The sequence below is a fragment of the Catenuloplanes indicus genome, assembly GCF_030813715.1.
Lineage (GTDB): Bacteria > Actinomycetota > Actinomycetes > Mycobacteriales > Micromonosporaceae > Catenuloplanes > Catenuloplanes indicus.
The window spans coordinates 3,294,525-3,307,381 of the sequence record NZ_JAUSUZ010000001.1; the positions used below are offsets into that span (position 1 = coordinate 3,294,525).

A 12,857-nucleotide genomic window follows, 5' to 3' on the forward strand; every position below is an offset into this window, starting at 1 on the left:
GGGCGGAGCGATCGCCTCCGCCGGCCGGTCGCGTGCGCGGTGCAAGTCACGCGTGTTCAACGATCCACCGGGGAAGTCGGTGGCCAGGTGGGAAGGTGCGGATGCGGATCTCGGTCGTCGTGCCCTGTTACCGCTCGGCGGACACGCTCCCGGCCCTGGTGTCGCAGCTCAGCGACGTGCTGACCGGCCCTCTCGCCGGCCATGAGGTGGTGCTCGTCGTGGACGACGACGGCGGCATCGAGACCTGGTCGACCGCGTCCGCGCTGGCCGTGGCACACCCGGAGGTGCGCGCGATCCGGCTGGCCCGCAACGCCGGCCAGCACGCCGCGCTGCTGGCCGGGCTGCGCGCGGCCCGGCACGAGGTGATCGTGACCATGGACGACGACCTGCAGCACCCGCCGGCCGAGATTCCGCGGCTGCTGGCCGCGCTGACCGACGACGTGGACCTGGTCTACGGCCTGCCCGAGACCGAGGAGCACGGCTTGCTGCGCAACGCCGCATCCCGCCTGGTCAAGGCCGGGCTGGCCGGTGCGATAGGGGTGCGCAACGCGCGGCTGGTCGGCGCGTTCCGCGCGTTCCGGGCATTCCTGGTGCGGGGTCTGGACGGCGTGCACGGCCCGGGCACCGCGATCGACGTGGGCCTGTCCTGGGGCACCACCCGGGTGACCGGCGTCCCGGTGCGGATCTCGCCGCGCGCGGCCGGCCGGTCCGGCTACACGCTCGGCCGGCTGCTGCGGCACGCCGCGGACATGACGTTCGGCTACTCCACCGCGCCGCTGCGCCTGGTGACGTACGCCGGTTTCCTCGCCGGGCTCGGCGGCTTCGCCCTGGTCGTGCGGCTGATCTGGGCGCACGCGAGCGGCGAGACCAGGATCGCCGGCTTCACCACGATCGCGTCGATGGTCGCGTTCTCCTCGTCCGCCCTGATGATCGCGGTCGGCGTCCTCGGCGAGTACATCGGCCGCATCCACACCACCGGCAGCGGCCGGCCCGGTTACGTGATCCGCGAGCAGGTGGAGGGCCCGGTCCATGCTCCGTCCCGCTGAGCCGCACGATCTGGAGCCGGTGCGCCGCTGGCGCAACCACCCCGAGGTCCGCGCACAGTTCCTGTTCCGCGACGTGATCACGCCGGAGGGCCATCGCACCTGGTGGTCCCGGGTCGCCGCGGACCCGGCGCGGCGCGTGCTGATCTACGAGCACGAGGGGACACCGGCCGGCGCGGTCACGTTCCAGGACCACGACCCGCTCGCGCGTACCGCGGAGTGGGGCTTCTTCCTCGACCTGGACGGCCTGCGGCCGCGCAACGCGCTCTTCGGCGCCTGGATCGGCCTGGAGCAGGCCGCCATCCGCTACGCGCTGGACGACCTGGGGCTGGCCGTCCTCGGCGCCCGCACGCTGGCCACGAACCGGCCGGTCCTCACGCTGCACCGCCGCAACGGTTTCGTCGAGGTACCGTCCCGCCACTACAGAACCGACATCGACGGTACGCCGACCGACGTCCTCTGGCTCGAACTGCACGCCTGACCCGCCTCAGCGGGCCGGCTGGCGGGCGCTCCGCGCCCGGAATCTCATCTTCCGACACCCAGCCGACGTCACCATTTCCCGACACTCACCGGAATTGTCATTGAGCGTTTTCGAACGCATTCCACCAGCCAAGGCGATCATCGTTCATCAACGTCACACGAATGATTGTGAGCCGCGTGCGCCAAATTCCTGCGGGTAGCGAGAATGGAAGTTCCGGGCCGAGCTCCGCCACAGCCCGCACCGGACCATCGCGATCATCCAGTTCCGCTCGTGCCTGCGTGCGAATGCCGCGAACAAGACGAAATATCGGGCGCGCGGCGCTCGACCGCGCCTCGTCGACCGCAGCCGGAGAGCGGCGATCGAAATCGGCACGATATCGCCCAGTAAAGCCACATCAGACCATCCGGCGAAACGGCAGCAGACCAGCCGGCGAAACAGCGGCGGATCGCGACGGTGGAAGGGGGCTGCGGAAGATTCGCCGGGTGTTCGGCCGCGCGGCGCGGAAGGTTTGGTCTTGCGACCGCGGAACGTGCAGGGAGGAGCGCCAGCGACGACCGGTGCCCGCGGGAGCACGCCCGGAGCGAACCCGCCGGAAGCGGGAAGAAAGGTTTAAAGCTCGTGATTTCCCGGGCGGTACGCGGTGACCGCGTCGATGACCTGGTCGAGTTCGGTGGCGGTCATGCCGGCGAAGAGAGGCAGCCGGACCAGGCGGTCGGCGATGTCGTCGGTGACCGGGCAGCCGGCCGGTGCGGTGCGCCCGTAGCGGCGGCCGGCCGGGGCCGCGTGCAGCGGCTGGTAGTGGAAGGTGGCCTGGATGCCGCGGTGGCCGAGGTGCCGGATGAACTCCTGACGGTCGGTGAGGTCGCGCATCAGCAGCTGGTAGAGGTGCGCGGGGTGGTCACGGCCGGCCGGCACGACCGGCCGCTGGACGCCGATGGACGCGGCCCAGGTGGCCAGGCGGGTGTCGTAGGCGGACCAGATCGCGTGCCGGCGGCGTTGGATGTCGTCGAACGCCTCCAGCTGGGCGGTGAGGAACGCGGCCAGCAGGTCCGCGGGCAGGTAGGACGAGCCGACGTCGATCCACCGGTACTTGTCCACCATGCCGCGGAAGAACTGGCTGCGGTTCGTGCCCTTCTCCCGGATGATCTCGGCGCGGGAGAACCAGCTCAGGTCGTTGAAGATGAGCGCGCCACCCTCACCGCACTGCACGTTCTTGGTGACGTGGAAGCTCTGCGTGGCCAGCGCGCCGAGCGAGCCGAGCGGCCGCCCGTGGTAACTGCCGCCCAGCCCGTGCGCGTTGTCCTCGATCACGGTCAGGCCGTGCCGGGCCGCGATCGCGGTGATCTCGGACATCTCGCAGGCCACGCCGCCGTAGTGGACGACCACGATCGCCCGGGTACGGGACGTGATCGCGTCCTCGATCAGCCGCTCGTCCAGATTGAGCGTGTCCGGCCGGCAGTCGGCGAACACCGGGACCGCCCCGCGCAGCGCGAACGCGTTCGCGGTGGAGACGAACGTGAACGACGGCATGATCACTTCGTCGCCGGGCCGGAGGTCGAGCAGGATCGCGGCCATCTCCAGCGCATGCGTGCAGGAGGTGGCGAGCAGCGCCTCCGGCGCGTCGACGAGGCGGGCGAGCAGGCCGGTCGCGCGCGCGGTGAACGGTCCGTCACCGGAGAGCGCGCCGAGCCCGATCGCCTCGCCGACGTACTCCCGTTCCAGGCCGCACAGGTAAGGGCGGTTGAACGGGATTCCGGTCAAAGTGGTCGTCGTCGCGGTCACCCGAACGACATTAATACCCTTTTTCCGGTAATGTCCGATCTAAACAAACAACAACCCGTCAGTGTGCGTGCACGCGCGGCCCGGACGCGTTCAGTGGGGTCAGCGGCAGCAGCTTCTTACCGGTCGGGCCGATCTGGATCTCGGTGTCCATCGAGGGGCACACGCCGCAGTCGAAGCACGGGGTCCACCGGCAGTCGTCCTGCTCGAACTCGCTCAGCGAGTCCTGCCAGTCCTGCCACAGCCAGTCCTTGTCCAGCCCGGAGTCCAGGTGGTCCCAGGGCAGCACCTCGTCCTCGAAGCGCTCCCGGACCGTGAACCAGTCCAGGTCGACGCCGAACGCGGGCAGCGTCTCGCCGGCCGACTCCACCCAGCGCTGGAAGGAGAAGTGCTCGTTCCAGCCGTCGAACCGGCCGCCCTTCTCCCAGACCCGCCGGATCACCGCGCCGACCCGCCGGTCGCCGCGGGACAGCAGGCCCTCGATCAGCGACGGCTCGCCGTCGTGGTAGCGGTACCCGATAGCGCGGCCCAGCGACCGGTCGCTGTTGATCGCCTGCTTGAGCAGCCGGAGCCGGTTGTCGATCACCTCGGGCCGGTCCATCTTCGCCCACTGGAACGGCGTGTGCGGCTTCGGCACGAACCCGCCGATGCTCACCGTGCAGCGGATGTCCTTCGAGCCGGTCGCGGCGCGGCCCGCCTTGATCACCTCGTGCGCGAGCCGGGCGATCTGCAGCACGTCCTCGTCCTGCTCGGTCGGCAGGCCGCACATGAAGTACAGCTTGACCTGCCGCCAGCCGTTCGAATACGCCGTGACCACGGTACGGATCAGGTCTTCCTCGCTGACCATCTTGTTGATCACGCGACGGATCCGCTCCGAGCCGCCCTCCGGCGCGAACGTCAGGCCGGTGCGCCGCCCGTTCTTGGACAACTCCTGCGCCAGCTCGATGTTGAACGCGTCCACCCGGGTGGACGGCAGCGACAGCGAGACGTTCGTCCCGGCGTACTGCTCGGCCAGGCCGGAGCACATGTCGCCGATCTCGGTGTGGTCCGCGCTGGACAGCGACAGCAGGCCGACCTCGGAGTAGCCGGAGAACTCGAGCCCCTCGCGCACCATCTGGCCCACGGTCTCGATCGAGCGCTCGCGGACCGGGCGGGTGATCATGCCGGCCTGGCAGAACCGGCAGCCGCGCGTGCACCCCCGGAAGATCTCCACCGCGTACCGCTCGTGCACCGACTCGGCCAGCGGCACGATCGGCTTCTTCGGGTACGGCCACTGGTCCAGGTCCATGGTCGTGCGCTTGTGGATCCGGGCCGGCACGCCCGCCCGGTTCGGCACGACCCGGTGGATCCGGCCGTCGGGGAGGTAGGTGACGTCGTAGAAGCGCGGCACGTAGACGCTCTCGGTCTTCGCCAGGCGCAGCAGGATCTCGTCCCGGCCGCCGGGCGAGCCCTCGGCCTTCCAGGCGCGGACGATCGCGGTGATCTCGAGGACCGCCTCCTCGCCGTCGCCCAGCACCGCCGCGTCGATGAAGTCCGCGATCGGCTCCGGGTTGAACGCGGCGTGCCCACCGGCCACGACGATCGGGTGCGCCTCCGTGCGGTCCGCCGAGTCCAGCGGGATGCCGGCCAGGTCCAGCGCGGTCAGCAGGTTCGTGTAGCCCAGCTCGGTGGAGAACGAGAGACCGAACAGGTCGAAAGCCCCTACCGGCCGGTGCGAGTCGACGGTGAACTGGGAGACGCCTCGCTCGCGCATCAGCGCCTCGAGGTCCGGCCACACCGCGTAGGTGCGCTCGGCCAGTACGTCCGCCTGCTCGTTGAGCACCTCGTAGAGGATCTGGACGCCCTGGTTGGGCACGCCCACCTCGTAGGCGTCCGGGTACATCAGCGCCCAGCGCACGGCGGCGGCGTCCCAGTCCTTGACGACCGCGCCGAGCTCGCCGCCGACGTACTGGATCGGCTTGCTGACGAGCGGCAGCAGCTGCTCCAGCTGGGGCCACACCGAAATCGCGCTCTTTGGTGCCGCGGTGCTCATGAAACCTCCCGGGATCAACCAACCAGGGTACGCGGCCGCGCCGACCGCCCCGCGACCCGGACCGCCCGGCCAAACCGTCACGGACCGGACTGGCCGGGCGGGGATAACCTCGCTTGTAGGGCCCGGACGCACGGCCCGCACCCTGAAACCGCGAGGAGACTGCAGCGATGGCGGAAGATCGGCCGGACCGCCACCCGGAGCCGGATCCGCCGGCCGCCGCCGGTTCCACCCCCGCCGGATCACACCCCTCCGAGGGTACGGCCGGTGGCCGCGCGCCGGACAGCGACACCACTTCGCCGAACGACACCGAGAAGGTTTCCGGCGGCACCTCTGCAGCGGCCGACCGCACCACTGCGGTGGCCGACCACACCGCGAGGATGGACAGCGGCTCGGCGGAGCCGGCCGACGGCACCGCGAAGCTCGCGGACGGCGCCACGACCGGCGACGGCGGCGTGGCGGCGCTGGACGAGGACGACGCGCCGACCGAGGTGCCGCGGCCGGCGCCGTGGCGGGGTGCGGCCGCGGTGCCGCCGCCCGGGCCGAAGAAGCGCCGCCGGTTCGGCTTCGGCCGGGACCGGGACGAGGAGCAGCCCGCCCCGCGTCCGGAGAAGCCGGTCGACCCGACGCTGGATCTGCCCGCGCCGGTCGACCCGTGGGAAGGCACGGAGGGGTGGGACGACCACGCGCCGGACCACCACTACGACCACCCGGCGCCGCCGCTGCACCCGACCCGGATCGACCGGGCGGACCTGCCGCGCACCACCGTCGAGCCACCGTCCCGGCGGTCCGCCGCGCCGCCCCCTCCCCCGCCGCAGCAGGCCGGCCCGCAGTCACCGCCGCACCGGACGACGCCACAGGAGGGGCAGGGGCAGCGGGGGCAGCAGCCGCGTCCGCCGCACTGGCAGCCGCCGCACGGGCAGCAACCGCCCTACGGTCAGCAGCCGCCGCGGTCGGAGCAGGCGGCGCGCTCGCAGCAGCCGCCACCACCGCCTCCGCCGCAGTACGCGCCGCCGTCCTACCCGCGGTCCCAGCAGCCGCCTCCGCCGCCACCGGCGCAGACGCGGCCCGCACAGAGCCGGCCGCCGGGCCCGCCCGCCGCACCGCCGAAGGAGAAGAAGCGCAAGAAGGACCGCCGGGCCGCCGCCACGCGGCCGCAGCTGCCGCCGGGGTATCCGCCGCCGGGCTACCCGCCGCCGCAGCAGATGCGCCGCCGGCGCCGGCGGAAATGGCCGATGGTGCTGCTCACCATGCTGCTGCTGACCGTGGCGTGCTGCTGCGGGCTGCCCGCCTACTTCGGCGTGCCACTGTGGCAGCAGTACCCGGCGTCGGCCTCGCTGCCGGACGCGATAGCGGACCTGTCGCTGAGCACCGGCCCGGAGGCGGACGAGACGTCGCAGGCGCTGGAGGGCGAGATGCGCGGCGTGCACCTGCTGGCCGAGAGCACGTTCGCGGGCGTCTACGGCGACGCGGCGGGCAAGCAGGTGACGGTGTTCGGCGTGACCGGGTTCCGCTGGTCGCCGGAGTCCGACCTGGAGGCCGAGATGACCCGGCTGACCGAGATCTACGCGTTGTCCGGCGTCGAGCCGGTCGACGCCGGGGACAGCGGTGGCTTCCAGCGCTGCGGCACCGGCGAGGCGGACGGCGCGACCGTGGTGGTGTGCGGCTGGGCCGACCACGGCAGCCTCGGCACCGCGGTCTTCACCCGGCGCTCGGTCGCGGACAGCGCGGCGCTGCTCGACCGCATCCGCGGCGCCGTGATCACCCGGGACCAGATCTCGTTCCAGCAGGCCTGACCCACCACGGGATCGACCCCGGCCACCGTGCAAGTTGCATGTGAGCTGAACCACACACGTAAACGGTGCGTCACCGGGAAGCGCGGCGTGCGACGGGGAAAGAATTCGTCGCATGCGGCGCTGGCTGTTCGGGGATCAACTGGGCCCGCACTTTCTCGACGATCAGCGCCAGACCGCGCTCATCGTCGAGTCGAGGGCGGTCTTCGAGCGCCGCGCCTTCCACCGGCAGAAGGCGCACCTGGTGCTCTCCGCGATGCGGCACCGGGCCGCGGAGCTGGGCGACCGCGTGCTGTACCTGAAGACTCGGACGTATCGGGAGGCGCTGCGGCTGGCCGGTGAGCCGGTCGACGTCTGCGCGCCCACCACGCTGCGTGCCCGCCGGTTCGTCAACGGACTGGACGGCGTCACCGTGCTGCCGCCCCGCGGTTTCGTGACCGGCCACGACGATTTCGTCGGGTGGGCCGACGCACGGCGCGGCACGCTGCGGATGGAGGAGTTCTACCGGTACGCCCGGCACCGGCACGGCGTGCTGATGGAGCCGGACGGGAGTCCCACCGGAGGCAGGTGGAACCTGGACGCGGACAACCGGAACCCGCCGCCGCGCGGGGTGGACCGGCTGGACGTACCGTCGCCGCCGGAGATCGTCGAGGACGAGATCGATGCGGAGGTCCGCGCCGACCTGGACCGGTGGGCGGCCGAGGGCGTCGTGTTCACCGGCCGGGACGGGCCGCGCCTGTTCCCGGCGACCCGGGCCGAGGCGCTGGCCCGGCTGCGGCACTTCGTCCGGTACCGGCTGCCGCACTTCGGCCCGTACGAGGACGCGATGCTCTCCGGCGACCCGTTCATGGCGCACAGCCTGCTCTCCAGCAGCTTCAACCTGGGCCTGCTGGACCCGATGGAGGCGGTCCGCCGCGCGGAGAGGGCGCACCGGGACGGCGACGTGCCGCTGGCCGGTGCGGAGGGCTTCATCCGGCAGCTGATCGGCTGGCGGGACTACGTCTGGCACCTCTACTGGTACTTCGAGGCCGGCTACCGCTCGGTCAACGAGCTCGGTGCGCGCGGCCGGCTGCCGGACTGGTTCGCGAACCTGGACGCGGACGCGGTGGAGGCCGCCTGCCTGTCGGACGTGCTGTCCGGCGTACGAGATCGTGGCTACGTGCACCACATCCCGCGGCTGATGGTGCTGGGCAACTACGCGCTGCAACGCGGCTGGCGGCCGTCCGCGATGGTCGACTGGTTCCACCGGAACTTCGTCGACGGCTTCGAGTGGGTGATGGTGGCGAACGTGGTCGGCATGAGCCAGTACGCCGACCTCGGCCGGATCACCACGAAGCCGTACGCCGGCGGCGGCAACTACATCAACCGGATGAGCGACTACTGCGGCGGCTGCCGCTACGACCCACGCACCCGGTCCGGCGAGAACGCGTGCCCGTTCACCGCCGGCTACTGGGCGTTCCTGCACCGCACGGGCGAGCGCCTGTCCGGCAACGTCCGGATGATGCGCGCGCTCCAGCAGCTCGACCGCATCGACGACATCGCCGCGATCGTCGCCCAGGAGCAGGCCCGCGGCTCGGACGCACCCTGACTACGAGCCCTTGGGCTCCTTCGGCGGCGCGTAGCGGGGTACGTACTCCTGGCCGGTGAGCTTCTGGATCTCGACCATGACCTCGTCGGTCATCGCGCGCAGGCCCAGCGTGTCCGTCTCCCGGCCGGTGAAGTCCATCGGCTTGCCGAAGCGGATGATCGCGTTGCTGCGCCGGAAGCTCGGCAGGCGCTGGCCGATCGGCTGCATCCGGTCCGTGCCGAGCACGCCCATCGGGATGATCGGCACGCCGGCCATGGTGGCCAGCCGGACCGCGCCGGTGCGGCCCTTGTAGAGCCGGCCGTCCGGCGAGCGGGTGCCCTCCGGGTAGATGATCACCTGGCCGCCGCGCTGGAGCACCGGGACGGCCGCGTCGAACGCGGCCAGCGCGGCCCGGCCACCGGCCCGCTCGACCGGGATCGCGCCGAGCGCCTGCAGCAGGTGCTTGACGAACAGGCCCCGGGGGCCGCGGCCCGCGAAGTATTCCGACTTCGCCCAGAACGACAGGTGCCGCGGGACGACCACGCCGGAGAGCACCTCGTCGGCCACGGAGAGGTGGTTGCTGGCGAAGACGACGCCGCCGCTGCTCGGGATGTGCTCGAGGCCCTCGACCGTCGGCTGCCAGATCAGGTTCAGGAGCGGGCCGACCGTGACCTTCCCGAACGAATAGAGCGGTGGCAACCTTCTACCCTCCTGCGAATCATCCCCCGAGCGGGGCGTTCACACGGTAGCCGACCGGCGCCCGAAAGAAACCACCCCGTGCCACTGGTAACAGCGGCACGGGGTGGTATCGCGCCGGTCAGCGGGCGACCCGCACGGTGACCGTCTCGCCCTCGCCGACCTCACCGGCGAAGCCCTCGACGGCCGGGTCGAAGCGGACGTCGTCGGCGAGCACCTCGCCGGCCACGAACTCGCGGTACGCGGTGACCGCGGCGACCACCTCGTCGGAGGCGGCCAGCGTCACCGTGATCCGGTCGGAGACGTTCAGGTCCGCGTCCCGGCGGGCCTGCTGCACCACCCGGACCACGTCGCGGGCCAGGCCCTCCGCGGCCAGCTCCGGCGTCACGGCCGTGTCCAGCACGACCACGCCGCCGTTCGGCAGCGTCGCCGAGTTCTCCACGTCCACCGCGACCAGCTTCAGCTCGAACTCGCCGTCCTGCAGCGTGACGCCGGCCGCGACCGGCGTGCCGTCGACGAGCTCCCAGTTGCCGGTCTTGACCGCCTTGATCACTTGCTGCACCTGGCCGCCGACCCGCGGGCCGAGCGCGCGCGGTACGACCGTGAGCACCTGGCGGCAGTAGTCGGCGACCTGCTCGGTGAAGACGACCTCCTTCACGTTGACCTCGTCCGCGATCAGGTCCTTGAACGCCTCGAGCGAGGAGGCGTCCGGCGTGGCCACGGTCAGCCGGGACAGCGGCAGCCGGACGCGCAGCGCGCGAGCCTTGCGCAGGGACAGCGCGCCGGAGCACACGTCCCGCACCGAGTCCATCGCCGCGACCAGCGCGTGGTCGGCCGGGAACTCCTCCGCGGACGGCCAGTCGGTCAGGTGCACCGAGCGCTCGCCGGTCAGGCCGCGCCAGATCTCCTCGCTGGTCAGCGGCGCGAGCGGCGCCACCACCCGGGCGAGCGTCTCCAGCACGGTGTAGAGCGTGTCGAACGCGTCGGAGTCGCCCGCCCAGAACCGGTCGCGGGACCGGCGCACGTACCAGTTGGTCAGCGCGTCCAGGTAGCCGCGCACGGACGCGCAGGCGCCGGAGATGTCGTAGTCGTCCATCTGGCGCTGCACGGCCGTGACCAGCTCACCGGTCTTGGCCAGGACGTAGCGGTCGAGCACGTTGGTGCTGTCGGTCCGCCGGGTCGCCTCGTAGCCCTCCGCGTTCGCGTAGAGCGAGAAGAAGTACCAGACGTTCCACAGCGGCAGCAGCACCTGACGGACCGCGTCGCGGATGCCCACCTCGGTGACCGCCATGTCGCCGCCGCGCAGCACCGGCGAGGACATCAGCATCCAGCGCATCGCGTCCGACCCGTGCGAGTCGAACACCTTGTACACGTCCGGGTAGTTGCGCAGGCTCTTGGACATCTTGCGGCCGTCCTCGCCGAGCAGGATGCCGTGGCTGAGGCAGTTGCGGAACGCCGGCCGGTCGAACAGCGCGGTGGCCAGCACGTGCATGGTGTAGAACCAGCCGCGGGTCTGGCCGATGTACTCCACGATGAAGTCGCCCGGGTAGTGGTCCTCGAACCACTCCGTGTTCTCGAACGGGTAGTGCACCTGCGCGAACGGCATCGAGCCGGACTCGAACCAGCAGTCCAGCACCTCCGGCACCCGGCGCATGGTGGACTTCCCGGTCGGGTCGTCCGGGTTGGGCCGGGTCAGCTCGTCCACGAACGGCCGGTGCAGGTCCTCGATCTTGACACCGAAGTCCCGCTCCATGTCCGCGTACGAGCCGTACACGTCGACGCGCGGGTAGTTCGGGTCGTCGGACTTCCAGACCGGGATCGGGGAGCCCCAGAACCGGTTCCGGCTGATCGACCAGTCGCGCGCGTTCGCCAGCCACTTGCCGAACGAGCCGTCCTTGATGTGCGACGGCGTCCAGTTGATCTGCTGGTTCAGCTCGACCATCCGGTCCCGGAACGTGGAGACGGCCACGAACCAGGACGAGACCGCCTTGTAGACCAGCGGGGTCTCGCAGCGCCAGCAGTGCGGGTACGAGTGGGTGTAGGTGTCCTGCCGGAGCACCACGCCGCGGTCCTTGAGCAGCCGCATGATCGGCTTGTTGACGTCGAAGACCTGCTCGCCCTGGAAGTCCGGGACCAGCGCGGTGAACCGGGTGTGATCGTCCACGGTCACGATGGTCGGGATGCCGGCCGCGTTGCAGGCGTTCTGGTCGTCCTCACCGAACGCGGGCGCCATGTGCACCACGCCGGTGCCGTCCTCGGTGGTGACGAACTCGGCGCCGAGCACCTGGAACGCGTTCGGCCCGGCCTGCTCGACCAGGTAGTCGAAGAGCGGCGTGTACCGCTTCCCGACCAGCTCGCTGCCCTGCACGGTGCCGACCTGCTCGAACCCCTCCAGCTCCTTGGCGTAGGCCGCGACCCGCGACTCGCCGAGCAGGTAGCGCGCGCCGTCCTTCTCCAGCACGGCATAGGTGATGTCCGGGCCCACGGCCAGCGCCAGGTTCGACGGCAGCGTCCACGGCGTGGTGGTCCAGACGCCGATCTTCTCGCCGGAGTCGAGCTGGAACCAGACCGTGACGGACGGGTCCTGCCGGTCCCGGTAGGTGTCGTCCATCCGCGTCTCGGTGTTCGACAGCGGCGTCTCGCAGCGCCAGCAGTACGCCAGCACCCGGAAGCCCTCGTACACCAGGCCCTTGTCGTGCAGCGTCTTGAAGGCCCACATCACGGACTCCATGTAGTCCGGATCGAGGGTCTTGTAGTCGTTCTCGAAATCGACCCAGCGGGCCTGGCGGGTGACGTACCGCTCCCACTCGTTCGTGTAGCGCAGCACGGAGGTGCGGCAGGCGTCGTTGAACGTCTGCACGCCCAGGTCCAGGATCTCCGCCTTGGTGGAGATGCCGAGCTGCTTCTCCGCCTCTACCTCGGCGGGCAGGCCGTGCGTGTCCCAGCCGAACCGCCGCTCGACGCGCCGGCCACGCATCGTCTGGTAGCGCGGGACCAGGTCCTTCACGTACCCGGTGAAGAGGTGGCCGTAGTGCGGGAGGCCGTTGGCGAAGGGCGGGCCGTCGTAGAAGACGTACTCGTTGTCGGCGGAGCTCGCGGAGCCGTCCGTGGCACTGTCCGTCAGCTCCGGTTTCCGGCCGGCGGCCGGCCTGGCATCGACCGATGCTTCGAAGGTCTTGTCGGACGCCCAGTAGTCCAGGACGCCGCGCTCGACCGCCGGCAGGTCCGGACTGGCCGGCACGCCGGGTGTCGCAGCGTTCTTGGGGTACGCCATCGGTGGTCACTTCCTCGTCGCAGCCTGCACAGGTCTGCGAGGACGAGCCCTTGGACGGGCCCGCGGTACCACCCCGCTTGACGGCCTCGGCAGAGGCCGCCCGCTCATTCGCCGGCTGTGACGGGCCGTCCCGTCCGGTTCTACTCGGCCCCGGAGAGGGCCTTTCTTCCGGAGGCTCCCCGGTGATGGCCGGAT

8 protein-coding genes are annotated in these 12,857 nt (G+C 71.2%); 4 read left to right on the top strand and 4 right to left on the bottom strand.

The features are described from left to right. Positions 1 to 101 precede the first annotated feature (101 nt). Positions 102 to 1,046 carry a glycosyltransferase gene (locus J2S42_RS14770; protein ID WP_307239535.1) on the top strand — a complete coding sequence of 315 codons (945 nt, stop codon included), beginning with the start codon at positions 102 to 104 and terminating at the stop codon, positions 1,044 to 1,046. Further along, positions 1,030 to 1,524 (top strand): GNAT family N-acetyltransferase, encoded by a 495-nt coding sequence (locus J2S42_RS14775; RefSeq protein ID WP_307239537.1) that lies wholly within the window; start codon positions 1,030 to 1,032, stop codon positions 1,522 to 1,524. Before J2S42_RS14770 ends, J2S42_RS14775 begins: the two co-directional genes overlap by 17 nt. A 609-nt stretch (positions 1,525 to 2,133) precedes the next feature. On the opposite strand, the gene rffA is transcribed toward J2S42_RS14775, so the two are convergent. After that, positions 2,134 to 3,306, bottom strand: a complete 1,173-nt coding sequence (gene rffA / locus J2S42_RS14780) for a dTDP-4-amino-4,6-dideoxygalactose transaminase (RefSeq protein WP_307239539.1) — start codon at positions 3,304 to 3,306, stop codon at positions 2,134 to 2,136. A 58-nt stretch (positions 3,307 to 3,364) separates the two neighbouring features. Then, a complete protein-coding gene (locus J2S42_RS14785; protein ID WP_307239541.1) occupies positions 3,365 to 5,335 on the bottom strand; it encodes a TIGR03960 family B12-binding radical SAM protein in 1,971 nt (656 codons plus the stop codon). 167 nt (positions 5,336 to 5,502) lie between these two features. Between J2S42_RS14785 and J2S42_RS14790 the strand changes: the two genes are divergently transcribed. Beyond that, positions 5,503 to 7,128: a hypothetical protein gene (locus J2S42_RS14790; protein WP_307239543.1), complete on the top strand. Its 1,626-nt coding sequence runs from the start codon at positions 5,503 to 5,505 to the stop codon at positions 7,126 to 7,128. 112 nt (positions 7,129 to 7,240) lie between these two features. Continuing rightward, positions 7,241 to 8,713, top strand: a complete 1,473-nt coding sequence (locus J2S42_RS14795) for a cryptochrome/photolyase family protein (RefSeq protein ID WP_307239545.1) — start codon at positions 7,241 to 7,243, stop codon at positions 8,711 to 8,713. On the opposite strand, the gene J2S42_RS14800 is transcribed toward J2S42_RS14795, so the two are convergent. Together J2S42_RS14800 and ileS are read right to left on the bottom strand one after the other, a co-directional pair. Beyond that, a complete protein-coding gene (locus J2S42_RS14800) occupies positions 8,714 to 9,391 on the bottom strand; it encodes a lysophospholipid acyltransferase family protein (RefSeq protein WP_307239547.1) in 678 nt (225 codons plus the stop codon). Positions 9,392 to 9,509: 118 nt separating this feature from the next. Continuing rightward, the gene (gene ileS / locus J2S42_RS14805; protein WP_307239549.1) at positions 9,510 to 12,662 is read right to left on the bottom strand and encodes an isoleucine--tRNA ligase; all 3,153 of its coding nucleotides are present in this window, start codon (positions 12,660 to 12,662) and stop codon (positions 9,510 to 9,512) included. Positions 12,663 to 12,857: the final 195 nt, after the last annotated feature.